Origin of the sequence: Streptococcus pseudopneumoniae, from assembly GCF_001072315.1 — a bacterium.
Lineage (GTDB): Bacteria > Bacillota > Bacilli > Lactobacillales > Streptococcaceae > Streptococcus > Streptococcus pseudopneumoniae_R.
This window is the reverse complement of sequence record NZ_JVLI01000026.1, coordinates 1-21,848: the sequence shown is the minus strand read 5'-3', so window position 1 is coordinate 21,848 and position 21,848 is coordinate 1. Positions and strand designations below refer to the sequence as shown.

Below are 21,848 nucleotides of genomic sequence, written 5' to 3'. Positions count from 1 at the left end.
CCGTACTCAAGTACAGCCTGCGGCTAGCTTCCTAGTTTGCTCTTTGATTTTCATTGAGTATAAAATATTGGTAATCTTTTTATCAAAAAGCTTTAATAAACAAGAAAAACCGAAGTTCTTCTACTCCAGTAAATAGAGTAATAGAAATTCGATTTTTATTCTAATTATCCTAAACCAAGACGTTCAAAGATATCATCCACTCGTTTAGTGTAGTAAAGAGGGTTAAAGATTTCGTCGATTTCCTCTTGTGTGAGGCGTGATGTCACTTCTGGATCTGCTTCAAGAAGTGGTTTGAAGTCCACTTGATTGTCCCAAGAGTAGGCTGTTTTTGGTTGTACCAAGTCATAGGCTTGCTCACGGGTCATCCCTTTTTCAATCAAGGTCAACATAGCACGTTGGCTAAAGATAAGACCAAACGTAGAGTTCATGTTGCGGATCATGTTTTCTGGGAAGACTGTCAAGTTCTTAACGATGTTTCCGAAACGGTTGAGCATGTAGTCAATCAAGATGGTTGTATCTGGTGTGATGATACGCTCAGCTGATGAGTGAGAGATATCACGTTCGTGCCAGAGGGCTACGTTCTCATAGGCTGTAATCATGTGCCCACGGATAACACGCGCCAAGCCTGTCATGTTTTCAGAACCGATTGGGTTGCGTTTGTGAGGCATTGCTGAAGAACCTTTTTGCCCTTTGGCAAAGAATTCTTCTACTTCGCGTTGCTCAGATTTTTGAAGACCACGGATCTCTGTTGCCATACGCTCGATAGAAGTCGCGATGCTGGCAAGAACTGCAAAGTACTCAGCGTGAAGGTCACGAGGAAGCACCTGTGTAGAGATTTCCTGAGCACGGATACCCAATTTGTCGCAGACGTATTGCTCCACAAATGGTGGGATGTTGGCAAAATTTCCAACTGCACCAGAAATTTTCCCAGCTTCCACACCAGCAGCCGCATGCTCGAAACGCTCGATATTGCGCTTCATTTCGCTGTACCAAGTCGCCAATTTAAGACCAAAGGTTGTAGGCTCAGCGTGCACACCGTGGGTACGCCCCATCATGATGGTGAACTTGTGCTCCTTAGCCTTATCAGCGATGATGTTGGTGAAATTTTCAAGGTCACGACGGATGATGTCGTTGGCCTGCTTGTAGAGGTAACCGTAGGCCGTATCTACCACATCTGTAGAAGTCAAACCATAGTGAACCCACTTACGCTCTTCGCCAAGCGTTTCAGAAACCGCACGCGTGAAAGCCACCACGTCATGACGAGTCTCCTGCTCAATCTCCAAAATACGGTCGATGTCAAAGCCCGCTTTCTCACGAATCAAAGCCACATCTTCCTTAGGGATTTCCCCTAACTCAGCCCACGCCTCATCAGCCAAGATTTCCACCTCAAGCCAAGCACGGTATTTATTTTCTTCACTCCAAATATTCGCCATCTCAGGGCGAGAGTAACGGTTGATCATGTTGTTAATTTTTCCTTTCTTCGTAAGCTGTTAGGAATAAGTTATCTAGGTAAAACAAGATTTCTACTCAAACTCCTCTTTTCCAATAAACACAGATGGATAGTGATCTAATGTATTCAAATCCGTATCCAGCGGGACATCATAGATAGCTAAATAGTTTTCAGGGTATTGTACAGTTAGTTCTTTATATTTAGCCTGTACCTTATCTTGATCAGCACTAGCATACAAGACTTCCACGACTGCTCCAGTCTTATCCTTTTCAACAAAAGCATTAACGATGATTTGAATCATAGACTTGTCCTAAAAATCTATCCCTTTCCCAAACTCTCCCACACTATACGGCACATCACTACACAAAGTCACATGTCCCATCTTGCGGTTGTGCTTCGCTTCTATTTTACCATACATGTGGAGGTGAGCGCTTGGATTTCCTGTGACATATTTTTCAGCGGCCTCAACATGCTGCCCGAGTACATTGAGCATGACGGCTGGGGCATGCAGGTGGATAGCTGGCAATGGTGCTCCCAGAACACCGAGAATATGTGTGTCAAACTGTGAAAAATCGCAAGCTTCAATTGAGTAGTGGCCTGAGTTGTGTGGACGTGGCGCAATTTCGTTGACAATGATGTCATCAGCTGTCGCAAACATCTCCACGCAGAGTGTTCCTGACAAGTTCAGCTGTTCAGCAATTCGCACAGCCATGGCTTTGGCTTTATCAGCTAGACTTGCTGAAATTCGGGCTGGTACGATGGTCTTAGATAGGATATTGTTGCGGTGGATATTTTCCTGAACGGGGAAAACCGTCACATCCTTACCATTCCCAGACACGATGACAGAAATCTCAAGGTCAAAGTTGACAAATTCCTCCAAAACACAGCCTGCTGAGTCTGCTAATGCATAGGCTTCTTCCAAGTCTGCTTCTGAGCGAATAACCTTTTGTCCATGCCCATCATAACCACCAGTTGCCGTCTTGAGGACATAGTTTTTAGACAGGTCGATATTAGCCAAGTCATTGCTAGAATTTACGACTTTGTAAGGAGCAACAGTTACTTGAGCCTTGTTTGACAAAAAGTCCTTTTCAAAAATACGATTTTGGGAAATGCGGAGTAGGTCCGTCCCTTGAGGAAGTTGTCCATCCTTGATAACCGCATCCAAACCGTCTGCATCAACATTTTCAAATTCATAAGTGAGAACATCGCAACGGTCCGCCAACTGACGAAGAGCGTCCACATCGTTATAAGGCGCCACGATGATTTCCGCCACGCGAGAGGCCGGGCAATCCGCCGCAGGATCCAGCGCGATAACCTTGTGCCCCATGTAGATAGCAGAAATGGCCATCATCTGCCCCAGCTGACCACCGCCGATTATTCCGATTGTTTTAGATGAGCTCATTTGTCGACTCCTCTGCGATTTTTCCTTGTTCTTCTGCATAATCTGCCAAAGCTGTCGCAATAGCCTGATCCTCTACTGAAAGGAGACGGAGGGCAAAGAGGGCCGCATTGGTCGCACCTGCTTCACCAATAGCCATTGTCGCAACAGGCACGCCACCCGGCATCTGAACAATCGAGTAAAGAGAATCCACGCCACTAAGCGCACATGATTTGACTGGTACACCGATGACAGGAAGGGTTGTTTTGGCCGCTACCATCCCTGGCAAATGGGCTGCTCCTCCAGCGCCAGCGATAATTACCTTGATACAACGGCTACGGGCTTCTTCTGCATGCTTGAACATGAGGTCTGGCGTGCGGTGAGCAGAGACAACTTTCTTTTCGTAGGCTACACCGAAGCGGTCTAGTACTTCGGCGGCTTTTTGCATGGTGGCCCAGTCGGATTTTGAACCCATGATGATGGAAATAATTGGTTTAGTCATAATTTTTCCTTTTCTTTCCTTTCTTTTTTCAATCACCTTAGGTTGTGAGGGACGGCAGCAGCCACCAAAGGTGTCTCATGCCTAAATCGGAAGCCCAAGGTCTTCCAATTTCCCTGAACGATTGGATTGTCATTCAATCGTTCTTTCACAACAGCGGTGATTGTTCTATATTAGCTCGCTAACGCTCGCAAACCACACGACCATTAACGTCTTTTGTGAATTTTTATTTTTCTTTTTAATAATCGTCTAATGTAGTGCGGACGTAAGCGACCGCCTATGGCGTTCCATTACTAAAACTGGAGCCTAGGTCTCCAGTTTTCCGCTCCTAGTAGCAAAACTACTAGGAGTTCCACTACTGCGACGATTATTCTATTTTGGTTCGCTTTCGCTCACCATGACAAATTTAGTACCTGTTAATCTTTTATCGCCTTGCTTCCGATATCTGTTCGGTAGAAGAGACCTTCTGTGTTTTGTGTGTTGAGTTCGCTGTAGATGGTGTCTTGGGCTTCTTTGACGGTGTCTGCTGTGGTAACGAGCATATAAACTCGTCCGCCGTTTGAGAGCAGCGCTCTGCTATTTTCCGCAAACTTAGCCCCAGCATAGTAGGTGATAATGTCGCCATCGGTTTTGGCTGGCAACTTGACACCTTTTTCATAGTCTAGCGGATAACCGTTGGATGCGACAACTACACCCAGAGTCACACCCTTGTCCGTCCACGTGATGTTCGGCTCCTTGCCATCGAGGATATCCATGATATTTTGTGCAAAATCAGATGTCAAGCGAGGCAAAATAATCTGAGTTTCAGGATCTCCAAAGCGAGCATTAAACTCGATAACCTTAGGTCCATCAGCTGTCAAGATAAGCCCTGCGTAAAGGACACCAAGATAAGGGCGACCTTCCTGAATCATGCCTTCAAGAACTGGCTTGACAATGGTGTCAACCGCTGTATCAACCACACTCTGTGGTATGTGAGGAACTGGCGCATAGGCACCCATCCCACCAGTGTTAGGCCCCTTATCGCCATCATAGGCACGTTTGTGGTCTTGCGCTGTCGGCATGATATAGAACTTGTCGCCATTGACAAAGGCAAAGAGTGAAAATTCCTCTCCTTCAAGGAATTCCTCAATAACTACACGTGCACCTGAGTCACCAAATTTATTGTCCAAAAGCATCTCATGAGCGGCTTCGACTGCTTGCTCGACTGTTTCAGCAACGACAACACCCTTCCCAAGTGCTAATCCATCCGCTTTAACTACGATAGGAGCCCCCTGCTTTTCGATATGGGCTTTAGCTTCCTCGAAATCTGAAAATGTGCCATAGGCTGCTGTTGGAACGCCGTATTTGACCATGATTTCCTTAGCAAAATCCTTGGACCACTCCAGCTCCGCTGCCAATCTTGTCGGACCAAAAACCTTAAGCCCTGCTTGGTTAAAATCATCCACGATACCAGCAGCAAGAGCGTCATCTGGACCAATAAAGGACCAAGTAATATCGTTGGCTTTTGCAAACTCAATCAATTTAGAATGTTCGGAAATGGAGATATTTACCAACTCCAAACCATCCAGAGTCATTCCATCATTTCCAGGAGCCACAAATACCTGCTCAACGTCCTTAGACTCCAATAACTTTTTAGCAATGGCATGTTCACGACCACCTGAACCTACAACTAACAGCTTCATCTTACAACCTCTTTTGCGAATTATTTACTAACATTATATCATAAACGTTCGTTTTAATCTTGTTTTACTCCGTGTTTTTACGCAAAAAAGGAAAGAAACTGTTTTCTTTCCTTTACATTCTTAATGTCTAAAATGTCTCACGCCTGTGAAGAGCGGTTCTTCCGAGTTTTAATTATAGCTATCATTAATCATTGTAATATTTTTATACCAAAATATGAAAACAATATTGAAATTACTAAAGCTATCCACGGTATGACATTAGGTATTTTTTTAAATTTAAAAGTGTTATATCCAACTACAAGCGGTGATAATATCGACATTACATAACAAACAATATATAATAATAGATACAAGAAAAATTTACTGTTGCCATTTTGGAAATAACTAATTAGAACATTCACAAGGTTATCTAATTTCCCGTTGGAAAATTGATTCAAATAGTCTATCAGTTGTTCAGGGAATTTTATATTTTGGTTTATTATATTAGCACTTATCACGATAGTAGTTTGAACTAGAGCAATTATAGCATTCTTCAATCTATATTCTCCCGATTTATAAAATATATAAAATAAAGGAGCTATTGAAGCAATGACAAGATAAGTCCATATAAAAATAATGTTGTTGTTAAGAAAATTCCTAACGGGATCAATAAATAATATAAATAGAGATATTACAAATAGCGAAATAATAATCCACATAATCTCAGAATTATCACTGGTCGAGCTTCCTGTATTGACTTTAGTCATTACATTCGTATGAAATATATTTGTCGTCTGTTTTATATTTGTGGAATTATCAACATTACTTACATTCCCATGAATATTTTTATTCTTGACATTTCTCATAAATAATCTCCTAATGTCTAAAATGTCTCACGCCTGTGAAGACCATAGTCAAGCCGTATTTGTCAGCAGCTTCGATAGATTCTTGGTCACGGACCGATCCACCTGGCTGGATGATAGCCTTAATACCTGCTTTGGCGATTTCTTCCACATTATCCGCAAATGGGAAAAAGGCATCCGAAGCAAGAACAGCGCCGTCAAGACGGTCTTTAGCTTGGTCAATGGCGATGCGGACGGAAGCCACACGGTTAGTTTGACCAGGACCAACACCAAGTGTCATGTGATTATTAGTCACGATGATTCCATTTGATTTGACATACTTGATAGCTTTCCAAGCAAACTCAAGGGCAGTCGCTTCTGTCTCAGTTGGTTGGCGTTTGGTTACCACTTGCCAATCGGCTGGGCTTTCTTTGATCACGTCTTGGTTTTGAACGAGGAGTCCACCGACTACACCTGTGTATTCTGCTTCCACTTCGCTAGCCTCTTGAGCATCAAATGGTAAGGCAAGAATACGCAAGTTTTTCTTTTTGTTGGTCAAAATGGCTAGCGCTTCATCCGTATAGCTTGGTGCAATAATGATTTCAAGGAATACACCATGCATCTTCTCAGCTGTCGCAGCATCCACCTCACGGTTAAGAACAACGATACCACCAAAGATAGACACTGGGTCAGACTCATAAGCGTAGTCCCAAGCAGTCTCGATGTCATCAGCCTGACCGATTCCACATGGGTTCATGTGTTTGAGAGCCACAACGGTTGGACGGTCTTTAAAATCACGGATGATACGAATGGCGGCGTCAGCATCACGAATATTGTTGAAGGACAATTCTTTCCCGTTGAGCTGTTTGGCTGAAGCAATCGAGTAGTCAGTCGGCAAAGCTTTTTGGTAGAAATCCGCGTCTTGTTGAGGGTTCTCACCGTAACGCATAGCTTGTTTGAGGTCATAGGTCAAAGTGAGCTTTTCAGGTTTTTCTTCACCTACTTGTGCTGTGAAATACTCTGCAATCAAAGCATCATAAGCTGCTGTGTGACGGAAAACCTTGGCTGCCAGACGTTGACGAGTTTCATAAGTAGTTTCACCATTTGCTGACAATTCGTCGAGAACCACACTGTAGTCAGCAGGGTCTACCACAACTGTCACGCTGGCATGGTTTTTAGCTGCTGAACGAAGCATAGATGGCCCACCGATATCAATGTTTTCAACTGCATCAGCGTAAGTCACGTCTGGTTTAAGAATCGTTTCCTTGAATGGGTAAAGGTTGACTACAACAAGGTCAATGAGCTCGATTTGATTGTCTTTGGCCGCTTCCAGGTGACTATCCAAGTCACGACGAGCGAGGAGCCCACCGTGGATATTTGGATGAAGGGTCTTAACACGACCATCCATCATTTCTGGAAAACCAGTCACATCATCGATAGCAATGGTGTCCACCCTAGCAGTATCAAGGGCAACCTTGGTTCCACCAGTCGAGATAATCTCCCAACCAAGTTTTTTGAGTTCTTGGGCAAATTCAACAATGCCCGCTTTGTCTGAGACGCTGATTAAGGCGCGTTTAGTCATTATATTCTCCTTTTTAATCATTAGTTAAACACCAATTAAATGTAGTAACAGTAAAACAAAATAAACAAAACCAAGGCTAAGCATACCTAAGATATTGACCCATTTTCTAGTCTGTGATTTGAACACTCTTATAAAAATTTGATAAATCAGTAAGCCTACACAAACACCTAGCGTATTTAAAGCCAAATCCGTTATATCTGTTATACCTATTGCTAAAATATACTGTAAGCACTCAAACAATAAACTAATTAAGAAACCTGTCCCGACTATTCTTAAACTAGATAAATTAGTTTTTATCAGAGGGAAACAAACACCTAATGGAATAAAGGAAATCAGATTAAATAACATTTCAGCAAAAACAATTTTTCCATCTACTATTAGTGGTTCTGAAAATGGAATCCAATTGATGTACCTTGGAGCTAAGAAAAATGCTATAAATTCAGGATTTGTTTCAAACTTAAATAAGATTCCCCAAGTTAATAACATCAGATAGACATAAAATACATATCGAGTTGTTTTTTTAGATTCTAACATCACAAGTACCTCCGTTTGAAGCCGTCTTCAACAATCACTGACTCCAATTTTGAATCAAAGATATCATATGAATCATCAATGGCAATGGTGCTCACCCCAGCATTATCAAGAGCAACCTTGGTTCCACCTGTTGAGATGATGTCCCAACCGAGTTTTTTTAAGTTCTTGAGCAAATTCAACAATACCCTCTTTGTTTGAGATACTGATTAAAGCTTTTTTCGTCATTCTATTCCTCTTTCTTTAGGTCCAAGCGCATAGCGACTTCATTATTTTCTTCTATAAATCCTGTTTCCTGAAAACCCAAACTAATCAACAGGTGCTTCATTTTTTCATTTCCAACCACATAATCTGCGATAATATGATTGCAAGCGCTATCCATCTGAGCCTTTTTGATCAGAACTTCCACGGTTTTTCGTCCATAACCTCTTCCTTGGTACTGCTGGCCAATCATTATCCGCCAGATAAAGTATTCCGCTTCATCCTTATCTATTTCCAACAGGAGAAAACCAACTACAAGCTCATTCCAATAAATTGCCATTGGAAACACATCCCCATTCTCTCGGTAGAGCCATGCGTCAGCTAAAGAGCGTACATTTGGAGACACGAAACGTGCTCGTTCATCAGCTTCAGATATTTTCAAATCCAGCACTGCCTGAAAACTGCTCTCATCTACTAATTTTATCTCAATCATTTTTTCTCCTAGCAATATTGCAAAATCAAAACTTGATTTACTTCTTATCTTCTACCCACACCTAAACTCTCCAACACTTGAGGATAGAGCTGATACTCGGTGGCATGAATACGTTCTTCAAAGCTGGCTATGGTATCATCAGCCAGCCGTGGCACACGTACTTGTTTGATGATCTTACCAGTGTCCACACCAGAATCTACCCAGTGAATGGTCACGCCGCTCTCAGCAACGCCAGCAGTCCAAGCATCCTCAATCCCATGGGCTCCTGGAAATTCTGGCAGGTAGGCTGGATGAATGTTGATAATCCGGCCTTCATAAGCTGCTAATAAGGTTGGTCCAACGATTTTCATGTAGCCTGCTAGGCAAACCAAGTCAATCTGGTGTTCTTCCAAGAGTTCGACAAGGGCTGCTTCGTAGTCTGCCTTGCTCTCAAACTCCTTGAGTTCAAAAGCATAGGACAGAACGCCGAGCTTGTCTGCACGTTCGAGCACATAGGCATTACGATGGTCTGAAAAGACAAACTCTACTGGAAATTGTTCCGCTACCACCTGAAAATTTGAGCCATTACCAGAGGCAAAAACCGCTATTTTTTTCATTTGATGATGACACTTTCGTTTTCTTTCTTGACGATACGACCAATTTCATAGACTGGTTCATCCAACAATTCCTTGACACGACTTACATTTTCAGGGCTAACTGACAGCATGAGCCCCACACCCATATTGAAGATTTCAAACATTTCTTCATGTTTGATTTTACCATATTTTTCAAGAGCTTTGAAGATTGGCAAGACTGGAACTTTGTCTTCTTCAATCTCAGCAGCCAATTCAGCTGCAAACATACGAGGGACATTTTCGATAAAGCCACCACCAGTGATGTGGGCAATGCCGTTGACCAACTCTTCTTTGATGAGCGGCAAGACAGCCTTGACATAGATACGAGTCGGCTCAAGAAGAACTTCCTTAAGTTTCTTACCTTCCAATTCTGGCAAGATTTCCTCACCTGTGTAGTCGGCAAAAACACGACGGACGAGAGAGTAACCATTGGAATGAATCCCACTTGAAGCAAGTCCGAGAAGAATATCTCCTTCTGCCACCTTTGAACCGTCAATGATTTGAGATTTTTCAGCCACACCGACCGCAAAACCAGCCAAGTCATAGTCATCTTCGCCGTACATGCCAGGCATTTCAGCCGTTTCTCCACCAATGAGGGCAGCGCCTGCCTGCACACAACCTTCTGCCACACCAGCGACAACTTGTTCTAGCTTAGCTGGTTCATTCTTCCCTGTCGCTACGTAGTCAAGGAAATAGAGGGGTTCCGCACCCGCAGCGATGATATCATTGACACACATGGCTACACAGTCCTGACCGATAGTATCGTGCTTGTCGTATTTGATAGCCAACATGAGCTTGGTTCCGACACCGTCAGTCCCTGAAATCAAGACGGGTTCTTTAACCCCAGTCTTTGAAAGGTCAAACATACCACCAAAGCCACCAAGAGCTCCCATGACACCTGCACGCTCCGTACGAGCCACGTGCTTTTTAATCCGTTCAACAACTTCATAACCCGCTTCAACATCCACACCAGATTGAGCGTACGCATTTTTATTTGCCATTTTTATATTCCTTTTCTTTAATGGAGGATCTATTATCTATTTGTAAAAACTGGTCTTTTCTTCCAAACTTCGACGATAGTCTTCTTCGTAGTCATAGAGAGGTGTCGGGTAGTCACCGTCAAAATAAGCAACACAGAGACCACCATTTGGCGCATCCGTTTCAATACCAATTGAATCAATCAACCCCTCAACAGAAAGATAAGTCAGACTGTCCGCACCAATGATTTGGCGCGTTTCTTCGACCGTATGATTGGCCGCAATTAGCTCCTGACGGGTCTGAATATCAATTCCATAGAAGCATGGATAAGCTAGCGCTGGACTGCCAATAGCAACGTGAACCTCAGTTGCACCCGCTTCTTTCAAGAGTTGAACGATCCGACGAGAGGTTGTTCCACGTACAATAGAGTCATCAATCATAACCACACGCTTGCCTTTTACAACGCCTGAAACAGCAGAGAGTTTCATCCGCACCCCTTGCTCCCGCAATTCTTGAGTCGGTTGGATAAAGGTACGTTGGGTGTATTGGTTCTTGATGAGGCCCATTTCATTTGGTAGCCCGGACTCTTCAGCAAATCCCATAGCCGCGCTGAGGGAAGAATTGGGCACACCGACCACGATATCCGCCTCATGCTTGAATTCACGCGCCAATTGGGCACCCATACGTTTACGAGCCGTATGGACATTGACACCGTGGATATTAGAATCAGGGCGGGCAAAATAGATATACTCCATAGAACAGATTGCTAACTGGGTATCATCTGTATAGCTGTCATACTGGATGCCCTTGTCATCAATGATCACAATCTCACCTGGCTTTAAATCACGAATCCACTCAGCACCAATGACCTCAAAAGCACATGTTTCGGAAGAAACGACTACTGCTCCGTTAGCCATTTTCCCGATAGAAAGCGGACGGAAGCCATTGGGGTCAAGGGCAGCAATCAACTTGTCCTCAAACAGCAAGATATAGGCAAAACCACCTTTGACAAGGCTGAGCGCTTCCTTGATTTTTCCCATCAAGTTCGGATTGTGACTCCGACGAATGAGGTGAGCCAAGATTTCCGAGTCCGAAGTCGCGCTGAAAATCGCTCCTCTTTGTTCCAGTTCTTTCTTGAGAGAGGCTGCATTGGTCAGATTTCCATTATGAGCCAAGCCGAACTGCATATCGTGAAAACGGAAGAGGAAGGGCTGGATATTATCTACAGAAGCTTCGCCAGCAGTCGCATAACGCACGTGACCAATCGCACCAGTTCCTGTCAATTTATCCAAATTAGCAGGATTTCTGAAGACTTCTGATAAAAGTCCCATGTCACGATGGCGCTTCAATTGTCCCTGATCATTGGAGAGGATTCCTGCCCCCTCCTGACCACGGTGTTGAAGACTGTGGAGACCAAAATAGGTCAATTTAGCAGCATCTGGATGCCCCCAGATACCGAAAACACCACATTCTTCATTAAGAGATTTTACTTCGTATGTCATTTTTTATACCTAATTTTCATTTGCAATCGTCAAGAGATAAATCTACATGACTTTTACATTACTGATACTATCTATTAGAAAATCTGTAAGTTTTATTTTCCAGTAAAATATTTAACCGCTGATGCGAACAGGTGCTGGTCTTTATTTCCTGGGATGTTTTGGAAAAGACCGTCCTCATAGCGTTCTGAGTGCCCCATCTTACCGATGATTTGACCGTTTTTGCTGGTAATTCCTTCGATGGCATGGACAGAACCATTTGGATTGTACTTAGAATCCATACTTGGTTTTCCATCAAAGTCAACATATTGGCTGAAAATTTGTCCATTATCACGGAGCTCTGCGAATTCCTCAGCTGTCACGACAAACTTCCCTTCACCGTGCGAAACAGGAATAGCGTGGATATCGCCCACTTGCACACCAGTCAACCATGGTGAGTTGGTATTGGCAATCCGAGTTTCTACCATCTTGGCCACGTGTTGGTTGGCATCATTGTAGAAGAGAGTTGGGCTAGTACTTTTGGCATCTTCAAAGTTCCCGTATGGAAGAAGACCTGATTTGACGAGGGCCTGGAATCCATTACAGATACCGATAATCAATCCACCACGGGCGATAAAGCTATCAATAGCTACACGCACTTTTTCATTAAGCAGAATATTGACAATAAACTTGGCTGAACCATCTGGCTCGTCCGCAGCTGAGAAACCACCTGCAAAGAAGAGGATGTTAGCCTTGCCGATGTTGTCAACCATAGTTTCAACTGACTTGACAATGGCTTCTTCATTGAGTGTCACGAATGGCACCAAGTTAACCTCTGCACCTTCTTTCTCAAAGGCCTTGGCTGAGTCATATTCTGAGTTGGTTCCTGGGAAGACTGGGATGTAAACCACAGGTTTTTCAACCTTTTCTTTTGCTTTAATCACAACATCTGATGCCACAGCTGGTACTTCAGCCAGTTCTTTCGCTTGGGCAAATTCTGTTGGGTAAACTTCTTCCAGTTTTCCTTGGAAGGCACTGTCAAGTTTCTGTCCATCTAGCTTCACACCGTTTACAGTCAGTGTAAAGTCTGCACTTGTTTGACCGATTTTCTCTACTCCAGCAATTTCTTCAGGAGATGTGAAGACAAATCCACCCAATTGAGCTGTCAAGGCCGTTTCAAGTTCAGGCAAGGTTACTTCTGCACCGATATGATTTCCAAAGGTAGCAAGAGCCAAACTTTCAACTACACCACCATATTTGACAGCTGATGCAGATGTCACTTTGTGAGCCTTTTGAAGGGCTTCAAACTGAGCAAAGTTAGACTTAATCAAGTCAAAATCAATCTCTGCTGAGAGTGCTTGGCCTGGGATGTAGTAGATGTTTTCACCAGCATTCTTGAACTCTGGCGAAAGCACCTTACGGCTATCCGCTGTCGTCACCCCAAAAGCGACCAAGGTTGGTGGCACTGTCAATTCTTCAAAAGTACCAGACATAGAGTCCTTACCACCGATAGATGGTAAGCCAAGCTGAATCTGTGCTTCGATAGAGCCTAGAAGAGCTGCTACTGGCTGACCAAAACGCTCTGCTTGTTTATCCATACGCTCGAAATACTCTTGGTAAGAGAAACGAGCCTTAGACCAGTTTGCACCAGCAGCCACCAAACGAGCAGTTGCTTCGATAACCGCATAAGCAGCACCGTGGTATGGAGACCATTCTGCGACATATGGATTGAATCCTTGAGCTATAACAGACGCAGTATGAGTCACACCGTGTTGCACTGGTAATTTCTGCACAGAAGCCTCAGTTGGAGTGAGTTGATAGCGACCACCAAGTGGGTGATTGACCGTTGAACGACCAACAGAGCAATCAAAGATAGTCTGCAATCCTTTTTGACTCGCATGGTTCAAATCAGATAGAACCGCAAGGGTATCAGCTTCAAGTGTTTCTACGCTTGTTGTACGCTCTTCTGGGAGTTTGACATCCTTGTCCACAACCTTGGCATCAACGACCACGCGCACACCATTGGTGTCAAGGAAACGGCGTTCCAAGTCTACAATCGTTTCGCCATTCCAGTGCATAACCAGATTTGGTTTTTCAGTTACTGTCGCCACGACAACAGCGTCAATATTTTCTTTGTTACATTCTACAACGAAGGCATCTACATCCTCAGGACGAACCACCACAGCCATCCGTTCTTGAGATTCAGAGATGGCAATTTCGGTACCATTCAAGCCTTGGTATTTAAGAGGCACCTTGTTAAGGTCGATTTCAAGACCGTCTGCTAATTCACCAATAGCTACACAGACACCACCAGCGCCAAAATCATTTGATTTTTTGATAAGACGAGTCACATCGCCATTACGGAAAAGTCGTTGAATCTTGCGTTCTTCGATGGCATTTCCTTTTTGAACTTCAGCTCCAGCAGTTTCCACAGACTCAACTGTTTGAACCTTAGAAGAACCTGTCGCACCACCGACACCATCACGTCCAGTCTTACCTCCAAGGAGGATAATGACATCACCAGCTTCCGGTTTTTCACGGACCACATTGCCCTTGGGAGCCGCACCAACAACGGCACCAAGTTCCATACGTTTAGCTACAAAGCCTGGGTGGAAGTACTCACGAACGTAGGTTGTTGCAAGCCCAATCTGGTTACCGTATGAAGAATAACCATGAGCCGCTGTTTTAGAAATGACTTGTTGTGGCAGCTTACCAGCACGCGTTTCCGAAATCGGTGCTGTAATATCACCGGCACCCGAGATCCGCATAGCTTGGTAAACGTAGGAACGACCTGACAATGGGTCACGAATGGCTCCACCGATACAAGTAGCCGCCCCACCAAATGGCTCAATTTCCGTTGGGTGGTTGTGAGTTTCATTTTTAAACATGAGGAGCCATGGTTCTTTCACACCATCAACATCCACTTCAATTTCGACAGAGCAAGCATTGATTTCATCTGACACTTCCATATCATCCAAACGTCCATTAGCACGCTCATATCGACCGAAAATAGTAGCCATATCCATCAAGGTTTGCGGTTTTTCCGTACGTCCCAACTCATCACGCATGGCAATATACTTGTCATATGTTGACTGCAATTGCTTTTGGAATTTAGAAGCTGAGAAATCAATCTGTTTCAACTCTGTCTCAAAAGTCGTGTGACGGCAGTGGTCAGACCAGTAAGTATCCAAAACCTTGAGTTCTGTTTCCGTCGGCACGCGCCCGATTGACTTAAAGTAGTCTTGGATAAAGAGCAAATCATCCACTTCCATGGCCATCCCTTGCTCGGCCTTGTAGCGAGCAAAGTCTTCTGCTGTATAGCTTTCAAAGAAAGTCAATTTAGGAATGGTCTTGTCTGACTCAGAAAATTCCTGCTTGGCAATCCCTGCCGTAATATCCTTGAAACGAGAATCAACTGGGTTGAGCAGATAGTTCTTGACCGCTTCCAACTCAGTCGCATCAATATCTTTATTGACCAAGTAAAGTTGAGCTGTATTGACCGTCACATCACTCGAACTTCCCAACAAAAGCAAGGCTTCTTGCGAAGAAGCTGCACGCTGGTCAAACTGCCCTGGCAGGCTTTCAATCGCAAAGAAAGCATAGTTGGCAAGATCCGCCTGCACAGCCGCTTCGTCCAAAACATGGTCTGTCACCTGCTCAGAGAAGATGTGTTTCTCTGCAGGTGCAAACAGGTCCTCTGCCAAGTCAAATACATCATACACTTGCACGATGCGAATACTTTTCAAGCTTGAAAGTCCCAAGTTGTGCTGGAGTTCTCTCACCAAACTCTCTGACTTGACCTGAAAATCAGCCTTTTTTTCAACAAAAATACGTTTATCCATCAATCCTTATTCCTTTATTTCAGCTCTTGCAATGTTCCCAAACAGCCTTGAGGTTGTTATTTCAATTCCTGCAACTTTTCCCAGACGATCTCGTAAACGTCTGTCAGTTCTCCCAATCCCCTACGGAGTAAAAAGGTCTGGGGGACCTTTTCAGCCTGAGTCCTTTTAGTTGAGAGACGAAGGTTTTCCGTTGCAAACAGATTATTTCAAACCTTGCAACTTCTCCCAAACAACTTCATAAACATCGGTTAATTCACCTAGTCCCCTACGGAAAACATCCTTATCCATGTGGTTACCATCCGCATCCCACAAACGGCAGTTATCTGGTGAAAATTCATCTGCCAAGATAATCTTTCCATCCTTATCAAAACCGAACTCTAGCTTAAAGTCAATCAACTTAAGCCCAATCTCAGCAAACCAGGCCTTCAAAAGTTCATTGATTCGGCGAGTTTCTTCCTTCAAGTAGGCAATCTGCTGGTCATCCGCAATCTGTAGAAATTTCACATGCTCGTCATTGATAAATGGGTCATCCAAATCATCATTTTTATAGTAAAATTCGACAATCGGAGTCTCAAATGCGATACCCTCATCCACACCAAAACGTTTTGAAAAGGAACCAGCAGTGTAGTTGCGAAGCACGACTTCCAAAGGAATAATCTTAACCTTTTTATTGAGTTGTTCCGTGTCTGAAAGCTTCTCCACAAAGTGAGTCGCCACACCAGCCGCATTTAATTTCTCAAAAATAAAAGATGAAATCTGATTATTCAACACTCCCTTACCTGCAATCTGCTCCTTCTTAACACCATTGAAAGCAGTCGCCTGGTCCTTGTAAGTTGAAATAATAAGATTTTCATCCTCAGTTGTATAGATATCTTTAGCTTTTCCCGAATAGATCAATTGTTTTGACATTTTAAAGTTCGCCTTTCGTATTACTTGAGCACATTCTACCATAAAAAACCAAAAAATACAAGAATTTAACCGAATAAATACCAGGCGTATTTCAAAAATCGTAAAGAAAAAACTGCAAGAAGAATCTTTCTCACAGTTTAAAAATCATTTAACTCTAAAAACACGAACGTTACTCTTGGTTCAAAAATTGATCTAAATAATAACGTAGGTAACTTTTCCTGCCCGTAATCATCTGCAGGCGACCTTCCACCCCATATCGAAGTTTTTCAGCCTGCTCGGAAGTCAGATTAGTCTCCGCCTCGATTTTAAAGAAATTCCCTTTCTCAGTCTTAGTAGCCGTCGCATCAATACTTGTAATAGTAGAATCTAGAAAAAGTTGATTCTTGGCATCATGAGTCGTCGTATAGCGAACAGAATCACCTACCTTGATCCTTGCTACATCCTTTGAACTAAGATAAGCTGTTAGTTTGGCTTTGCCTTCTCTTTCCAAAGATGGATAGAGTTGGGCTAGTAGAGCCCCCTCTGCTACCATGGTAGAATCACTGGTCTCAGGATTAAGATGAAGCACCCCATCCTCACTCGCCGTAATTTTCCCCTTGTCTAAAAGATTTCCCTGTACCTTCTTACCTGACTCCACCTCCAAGATTTTCTGGTCTAAAAGAGTCAATTCCTGACCAACCTTAGCCAAGTGTTGGGATTTAAGGGACTCTAATTGACTGCTTAAGCCTGACGCATAGGCTTGTTGGGTACCTGAACCTGCATACTGGACACGGTAAGTAGCAAGACTAGATTCTAACTGAGAAAGCTGCGCTTCAACTTGCGCAACTGCTTGTGCCTTAGCTTGCGGATTTTCCTCGCCCTGAGACTTGTAGGACTGGTAGAAAGAGTAGGCTAGATTCTGACTGGCCAAGGAAGCACCTGTTTCAATAGCTGACTTAGCTGTCTGGTAATCGCGAATTTTAGCCTCTGTTTGACTGATGAGGTTGCCGATTTCAACTTGGGTTTGGCTAGCTGCTGCATTCTGGGACGCGATGGTCTCATTTTGTTGCGATGTACTAGCCCTAAGACTGCCTGCTTGACTGATGTAATCGCGAAAGGTGGCTTGGTAGCCAAACTTATCCTCCTCTGGAAAGTGGTTCTCCCCTTCTTGCAAGCTCTTCTGCAAATACTCCAATTGCTTTTTTTGATCCTTGAGCATGTCCAACTGACTAGCATAGGCCTCTGCTTGGATACCCTCTGCCCCTTCTTGATATTGAACCAATAGTTCTCCCTTTTTTACCAGCTTATTTTCTTCCAAATGATTAACAAGAATGCGATTGTTGCTAGTAGACTGGATACTTGCAAGGATACGACTAGGTTCGACAGTCGCTCTAGTGGATAAACTCATCTCCTTCTCTGCAACAGTTGCAAATCCAAGTAAAAACACAAGCAGAAGGAACATGGGGACAATCACCCGACTGGAAAAATTATGGTAACGACGATTATAAAACTCCGCACTTTCTAAAAATTCTGGTTTCATCCTCTCCTCTTTCTAGCTATTCACCAAATGGGCGTAAAAGCCACCCTGTGCAAGCAAATCAGCATGCTTTCCTTCTTCAACAATCTTGCCCTGATCCAAGACAACAACCTTCTCTGTCCGCTCAGCAATGGTCAAGCGGTGGGCGATGAAAATCAAGGTCTTGTCTAAGGCCATGAGATTATCGACAATTCGCTTCTCAGTCAAAATATCCAAACTGCTGGTCGCCTCATCCAAAATCAAGACCGGCGCATCTGTCAAGAGAGCACGCGCCAAAGCAATTCTCTGACGTTGACCACCTGAAATTCCTGCCCCATCCGAAGTCAATTCTGTCTGGTAATTTAGTGGCATGCGCTCGATATCCTCCCTAATCTCTGCCAATTCGACCGCCCGTAAGATATCCTCCTGTGTCGTTCCCTCCTTGGCTCCTAAAAGAAGATTCTCCAAAATCGTTCCGTTAAAAACATAGGGCTGTTGAGGTAGATAGTTGATATACTGACGCAGAGCCTTTTTATCAATCTGATTGAGATTGACACCACCCAGACTAATCTCACCCTGACTTGGATCGTAAAAATTAACCATCATCTTGGCCAAAGTCGTCTTACCTGACCCTGAAATTCCCACAAAAGCCACCTTAGAACCTTGGGAAATGGTCAAGTTGATATCCGACAAGATGTCTCGACCATAGCCATACTTGTAGGAAACCTGCTTGAAGGTCATCTCTCCCTTCATCAAGCTCAGATCCTCAACGGTTTTCTTCTCCTCAAACTCAGAAGCTACCAGATAAACCTCATTTAGACGGTTATTGGCAACCTGCGCTGTCTGAAGTTTGGTTTGCAGGTTAATGATATTTTCCAAAGGATTGGTAAAGTAAACAAGCAAGGTATTATAGGTAATCAACTGCCCTAAACTCATCTTACCATCCATGACCAGAACAGCCCCCATCCAGAGAATGCCGACATTAAGCAAGAGATGGGCAACTTTTTTCAGAGCCTTTTGTTGACTCTCTGCCCGACTATAGGTAAAGGATTTTTTCAGATAATCCACAAATTCCTTGTCAATCTTTTGATAGCGTGAACTTTCGCTGGTCAAGGACTTAATCGTCTCAATACCGTTGATGTCCTCAATGATAGAAGAAGACAGAACCGCATTAGCTTCCATGGTATCCCGATTCATCTTTTCAAACGGCTTCATAAAGGCAAAGATAATCACTGTATAGATAGGCAGCGCCAATAAGGTCATGAAAAAGAGATTGGTATTTTGTGAAAATAAAACAAGAGAAATAATGACAACCGTTGACACATCTAGGAAAATCGAAAGAATGGTTGAAGCCAGTGCATCGATGATACTGTTAGCATCTGTAAAACGAGACACAATTTCCCCTGTCCTGCGTGTCGCAAAGAAGGACATAGGCAGGTGAAAAACATGCTTGATATAGGACAAAATCACGTCAATCGACAAGCGTTGCCCCAAAACAAGTAAGAGATACTCCTGAGCATAAGACAAAATCTGCTGGAGAATATAAACAATGACCAGCCCAATAGAAATAATCCCCAGCGTCGAACGCATCTGATCTGGCACATAGGTGTCAATGATAGACTGCAGATAATAAGAACCCACAATATTAATCAAGGTGACCAAGAGTGTTGCCAAAACGATATTAGCAATCAAGCCACGCTGCTTCACTAATATAGGGATAAAAGAGAGCAGACCATTCTTTTGATCCTTATGAGGCTTGTAGTCTGGACTAGGTGCCATAAACAGAGTCACTCCTGTCCATTCTTCCGTAAAACGCTCACGTGGCAGTTTGGTCAATTTCACCCCAGGATCTGGATCGGCAATATGAATGCTATCCTTATCCTGCCCAGTCACCACATAGTAGTGGAGCAATTTCCCTTCCTTAAACACATGGGCAACAAAAGGAAAAGTCAAATCTGGCAAGTCAAAAAGCGTCATATCCGCCTTAATTGCTCGCGTCTCAAAACCAATCTCCTCTGCCACCTTGACCAAGCCCAAAGCCGTCGTCCCATCCATGGTCGTCTTGGCCAATTCTCGCAAGTGAGCCAAAGAATAATAGCTACCATAGTAGCCAAAAATCATGGCTAATGAAGCTACACCGCAGTCCATCTGATCCACCTGCGGACGATAGTGACGTTTCCCAAATTTCATATTCATCTCCTTTTTCCTAAACTCATCTGATAACAACTATCTTACCCCAATCCCCAAACAAAAACTGGACTTCCTTCCCAAATGCGCCTATCTACCTCCCAAATGCACTTTTTGGATAAAAAATAAGTAGAACAAACGTCCTACCTAAAATATATATTTATTCTTTTTCTTCCTAATTCTTTTGTCAATCATGTACAAAACGATAATCGAAAACAGTGGTGGTACAATATAACTCTTTTCACTCATTGTCAGCTGAAATCCCAGAGTTGCTAGTATCTTAAAGATGAAAATATTTATCAAAAATAGAAAAACAAATACTAAAAAATATTTTAAAATCTTATTCATTTTTTTCTTCCACTTTTCCAATTTCTATACCTATTTTATCAAAAATATATGTAAAACTCCAAATAAACACCTCAACTGCACTTTTTGGATAAAAATAGGTAGAACAAGCGTCCTACCTACTAAAAATATGGTATGAAAGGAAATTGATTTTTACTGACACCCTAGGCAAGCTTGGAACAAATAAATCATTGATAGTAACATTTACGACATCCTATTTAAAGTTACTTCAATTTTTAATGTCCCTGCTATTTCTAAGCCACCTCTGGTATGATCTATTCATAGTCAGAATAGATTATACCGTTCTAAATTACGATTCATAGTTTTTCTTACATTCTTTAATAAAATATGTATCAAATTGTTAAAATTAACGTCTGCTTCCTAGATGACGACCGTACATATAGGCAACAACTCCTAAAACACCCCAAGCGATAGCTGTAGAAGTAGTAATAATAAGTCCACCCTCGGTACTAGCCAAATCTGCTTCTGCCATGATCTCAAATTTTTCTTCTAATTTTTTCATATCCCACCTACTCCTTTAAATATATTAACCAAACGTACGAGATAACCAATAACCAGCTACCCCAGCTCCACCTGCAGCAAGTAATGAGCCTCCGATAACAATCAATAAACCCACTCCGCCTTGTACTTGCTCTAATTCATTTTGCTTTACGATTTCAAATTGATTCAAATTTTGCATGATATACTCCTTTTTAAATAATACTAGCTAATCCAATAGCTACTCCTACTAATAAACCCACTATTCCTGAGGCTGATATAATAACAGCCGCAAATTCGTTTGAAAACTTCATTGATTCTCTCATTATCTCTTGTTTCGACTAATTCCAATAGCTACTCCTGCACTTAAACCAGCAAATGCTGAACCTGCAATAATACTAGCTGCTACTGCTATCGGAATAATTCCCCCATCCACATTCATCAACTCTTCTTCTGTAAGAGCTACAAAGTTCTGTTCCATTTTGTTAAAATTTGTCATCTTTTTTCTCCTTTATTTCTATTTTTTAGTTTACGATTTCTGGATCTTAAACCATTTTAAAAACCAGAATAGATAAATTACTGAATTCCTTTTCTTCTCACTTATCTATTTGAGAAGTGATTTAAAATGAACAGGTAAATTTCATTTATTTTAAATACCATTTGATAAACCATGGCAATAAGATTGGTAAATACATCGCGTAGTCTCCTTCCTTTTCGTCTCACTTATTTATTCGAAAAATAATTCGAAAATGTACAACTAAATTAAATTTATGTGAAAAATAATTTAGCAAACCACGGATAAAAAATTGGTAGATACATGAACTAGGCTCCTTTCCTTTTCCTCTTACTTATCTATTCGAAAAAA

General features: G+C 42.7%; 22 protein-coding genes and 1 pseudogene. All 23 read right to left on the bottom strand.

Features of this window, described 5'->3' with window-relative positions:
- Positions 1–164 precede the first annotated feature (164 nt).
- Positions 165–1,460: an adenylosuccinate lyase gene (gene purB, locus ADH54_RS01240; protein ID WP_049523600.1), complete on the bottom strand. Its 1,296-nt coding sequence runs from the start codon at positions 1,458–1,460 to the stop codon at positions 165–167.
- Positions 1,461–1,523: 63 nt separating this feature from the next.
- Entirely contained in the window at positions 1,524–1,751 is a 228-nt protein-coding gene (locus tag ADH54_RS01235; RefSeq protein ID WP_049523598.1) for a hypothetical protein, read from the bottom strand.
- Positions 1,752–1,760: 9 nt separating this feature from the next.
- Entirely contained in the window at positions 1,761–2,852 is a 1,092-nt protein-coding gene (purK, locus tag ADH54_RS01230; protein WP_049523597.1) for a 5-(carboxyamino)imidazole ribonucleotide synthase, read from the bottom strand.
- On the bottom strand, positions 2,839–3,330 hold the full coding sequence (gene purE, locus ADH54_RS01225) for a 5-(carboxyamino)imidazole ribonucleotide mutase (protein WP_049523595.1): 492 nt from the start codon (positions 3,328–3,330) through the stop codon (positions 2,839–2,841). Before purE ends, purK begins: the two co-directional genes overlap by 14 nt.
- A 32-nt stretch (positions 3,331–3,362) precedes the next feature.
- Entirely contained in the window at positions 3,363–3,479 is a 117-nt protein-coding gene (locus tag ADH54_RS12330; RefSeq protein WP_078156178.1) for a phosphoribosylaminoimidazole carboxylase, read from the bottom strand.
- A gap of 264 nt (positions 3,480–3,743) precedes the next feature.
- Positions 3,744–5,009 carry a phosphoribosylamine--glycine ligase gene (gene purD / locus ADH54_RS01220; RefSeq protein ID WP_049523592.1) on the bottom strand — a complete coding sequence of 422 codons (1,266 nt, stop codon included), beginning with the start codon at positions 5,007–5,009 and terminating at the stop codon, positions 3,744–3,746.
- A gap of 188 nt (positions 5,010–5,197) precedes the next feature.
- Positions 5,198–5,854 (bottom strand): hypothetical protein, encoded by a 657-nt coding sequence (locus ADH54_RS01215; protein WP_049523590.1) that lies wholly within the window; start codon positions 5,852–5,854, stop codon positions 5,198–5,200.
- Positions 5,855–5,864: 10 nt separating this feature from the next.
- A complete protein-coding gene (gene purH, locus ADH54_RS01210) occupies positions 5,865–7,412 on the bottom strand; it encodes a bifunctional phosphoribosylaminoimidazolecarboxamide formyltransferase/IMP cyclohydrolase (protein ID WP_049523588.1) in 1,548 nt (515 codons plus the stop codon).
- Positions 7,413–7,436: 24 nt separating this feature from the next.
- Positions 7,437–7,946 carry a VanZ family protein gene (locus ADH54_RS01205; RefSeq protein ID WP_049523586.1) on the bottom strand — a complete coding sequence of 170 codons (510 nt, stop codon included), beginning with the start codon at positions 7,944–7,946 and terminating at the stop codon, positions 7,437–7,439.
- A 71-nt stretch (positions 7,947–8,017) separates the two neighbouring features.
- A pseudogene (locus tag ADH54_RS01200) lies at positions 8,018–8,171 on the bottom strand (bifunctional phosphoribosylaminoimidazolecarboxamide formyltransferase/IMP cyclohydrolase); the annotation flags it as partial.
- 1 nt (position 8,172) lies between these two features.
- A complete protein-coding gene (locus ADH54_RS01195; RefSeq protein ID WP_049523583.1) occupies positions 8,173–8,637 on the bottom strand; it encodes a GNAT family N-acetyltransferase in 465 nt (154 codons plus the stop codon).
- A gap of 44 nt (positions 8,638–8,681) precedes the next feature.
- Positions 8,682–9,233: a phosphoribosylglycinamide formyltransferase gene (gene purN, locus ADH54_RS01190; protein WP_033675665.1), complete on the bottom strand. Its 552-nt coding sequence runs from the start codon at positions 9,231–9,233 to the stop codon at positions 8,682–8,684.
- A complete protein-coding gene (purM, locus tag ADH54_RS01185) occupies positions 9,230–10,252 on the bottom strand; it encodes a phosphoribosylformylglycinamidine cyclo-ligase (protein WP_049523581.1) in 1,023 nt (340 codons plus the stop codon). Before purM ends, purN begins: the two co-directional genes overlap by 4 nt.
- Before the next feature lie 36 nt (positions 10,253–10,288).
- Complete coding sequence (purF, locus tag ADH54_RS01180; RefSeq protein WP_000220647.1) at positions 10,289–11,731, bottom strand: amidophosphoribosyltransferase; 1,443 nt, start codon at positions 11,729–11,731, stop codon at positions 10,289–10,291.
- A gap of 92 nt (positions 11,732–11,823) precedes the next feature.
- Positions 11,824–15,549, bottom strand: a complete 3,726-nt coding sequence (locus ADH54_RS01175) for a phosphoribosylformylglycinamidine synthase (RefSeq protein WP_049523579.1) — start codon at positions 15,547–15,549, stop codon at positions 11,824–11,826.
- A gap of 56 nt (positions 15,550–15,605) precedes the next feature.
- On the bottom strand, positions 15,606–15,749 hold the full coding sequence (locus ADH54_RS12710; protein WP_080980739.1) for a phosphoribosylaminoimidazolesuccinocarboxamide synthase: 144 nt from the start codon (positions 15,747–15,749) through the stop codon (positions 15,606–15,608).
- A 1-nt stretch (position 15,750) separates the two neighbouring features.
- Positions 15,751–16,458 carry a phosphoribosylaminoimidazolesuccinocarboxamide synthase gene (gene purC, locus ADH54_RS01170; protein ID WP_000043295.1) on the bottom strand — a complete coding sequence of 236 codons (708 nt, stop codon included), beginning with the start codon at positions 16,456–16,458 and terminating at the stop codon, positions 15,751–15,753.
- Positions 16,459–16,627: 169 nt separating this feature from the next.
- Entirely contained in the window at positions 16,628–17,977 is a 1,350-nt protein-coding gene (gene comB / locus ADH54_RS01165; RefSeq protein WP_049523577.1) for a competence pheromone export protein ComB, read from the bottom strand.
- A 12-nt stretch (positions 17,978–17,989) separates the two neighbouring features.
- Positions 17,990–20,143, bottom strand: a complete 2,154-nt coding sequence (gene comA / locus ADH54_RS01160) for a peptide cleavage/export ABC transporter ComA (RefSeq protein WP_049523576.1) — start codon at positions 20,141–20,143, stop codon at positions 17,990–17,992.
- 144 nt (positions 20,144–20,287) lie between these two features.
- A complete protein-coding gene (locus ADH54_RS12320; RefSeq protein WP_049523574.1) occupies positions 20,288–20,488 on the bottom strand; it encodes a hypothetical protein in 201 nt (66 codons plus the stop codon).
- 364 nt (positions 20,489–20,852) lie between these two features.
- Positions 20,853–21,008, bottom strand: coding sequence for a hypothetical protein (locus tag ADH54_RS12115; RefSeq protein ID WP_000732247.1), 156 nt, complete (start codon positions 21,006–21,008; stop codon positions 20,853–20,855).
- 24 nt (positions 21,009–21,032) lie between these two features.
- Positions 21,033–21,185 carry a class IIb bacteriocin, lactobin A/cerein 7B family gene (locus ADH54_RS10995; protein WP_001180498.1) on the bottom strand — a complete coding sequence of 51 codons (153 nt, stop codon included), beginning with the start codon at positions 21,183–21,185 and terminating at the stop codon, positions 21,033–21,035.
- Positions 21,186–21,308: 123 nt separating this feature from the next.
- The gene (locus ADH54_RS01150) at positions 21,309–21,482 is read right to left on the bottom strand and encodes a class IIb bacteriocin, lactobin A/cerein 7B family (RefSeq protein WP_049523572.1); all 174 of its coding nucleotides are present in this window, start codon (positions 21,480–21,482) and stop codon (positions 21,309–21,311) included.
- Positions 21,483–21,848: the final 366 nt, after the last annotated feature.

Coding starts and splice junctions, on each gene's coding strand:
- purC (WP_000043295.1), bottom strand. CDS start 16,458: ATGTCAAAACAATTGATCTATTCGGGAAAAGCTAAAGATATCTATACA.
- purH (WP_049523588.1), bottom strand. CDS start 7,412: ATGACTAAACGCGCCTTAATCAGCGTCTCAGACAAAGCGGGCATTGTT.
- purK (WP_049523597.1), bottom strand. CDS start 2,852: ATGAGCTCATCTAAAACAATCGGAATAATCGGCGGTGGTCAGCTGGGG.
- comB (WP_049523577.1), bottom strand. CDS start 17,977: ATGAAACCAGAATTTTTAGAAAGTGCGGAGTTTTATAATCGTCGTTAC.
- ADH54_RS01195 (WP_049523583.1), bottom strand. CDS start 8,637: ATGATTGAGATAAAATTAGTAGATGAGAGCAGTTTTCAGGCAGTGCTG.
- ADH54_RS12320 (WP_049523574.1), bottom strand. CDS start 20,488: ATGAATAAGATTTTAAAATATTTTTTAGTATTTGTTTTTCTATTTTTG.
- purN (WP_033675665.1), bottom strand. CDS start 9,233: ATGAAAAAAATAGCGGTTTTTGCCTCTGGTAATGGCTCAAATTTTCAG.
- purD (WP_049523592.1), bottom strand. CDS start 5,009: ATGAAGCTGTTAGTTGTAGGTTCAGGTGGTCGTGAACATGCCATTGCT.
- ADH54_RS01205 (WP_049523586.1), bottom strand. CDS start 7,946: ATGTTAGAATCTAAAAAAACAACTCGATATGTATTTTATGTCTATCTG.
- ADH54_RS01175 (WP_049523579.1), bottom strand. CDS start 15,549: ATGGATAAACGTATTTTTGTTGAAAAAAAGGCTGATTTTCAGGTCAAG.
- purB (WP_049523600.1), bottom strand. CDS start 1,460: ATGATCAACCGTTACTCTCGCCCTGAGATGGCGAATATTTGGAGTGAA.
- ADH54_RS01235 (WP_049523598.1), bottom strand. CDS start 1,751: ATGATTCAAATCATCGTTAATGCTTTTGTTGAAAAGGATAAGACTGGA.
- ADH54_RS01215 (WP_049523590.1), bottom strand. CDS start 5,854: ATGAGAAATGTCAAGAATAAAAATATTCATGGGAATGTAAGTAATGTT.
- ADH54_RS10995 (WP_001180498.1), bottom strand. CDS start 21,185: ATGCAAAATTTGAATCAATTTGAAATCGTAAAGCAAAATGAATTAGAG.
- purF (WP_000220647.1), bottom strand. CDS start 11,731: ATGACATACGAAGTAAAATCTCTTAATGAAGAATGTGGTGTTTTCGGT.
- ADH54_RS12115 (WP_000732247.1), bottom strand. CDS start 21,008: ATGAAAAAATTAGAAGAAAAATTTGAGATCATGGCAGAAGCAGATTTG.
- purE (WP_049523595.1), bottom strand. CDS start 3,330: ATGACTAAACCAATTATTTCCATCATCATGGGTTCAAAATCCGACTGG.
- comA (WP_049523576.1), bottom strand. CDS start 20,143: ATGAAATTTGGGAAACGTCACTATCGTCCGCAGGTGGATCAGATGGAC.
- ADH54_RS01150 (WP_049523572.1), bottom strand. CDS start 21,482: ATGACAAATTTTAACAAAATGGAACAGAACTTTGTAGCTCTTACAGAA.
- purM (WP_049523581.1), bottom strand. CDS start 10,252: ATGGCAAATAAAAATGCGTACGCTCAATCTGGTGTGGATGTTGAAGCG.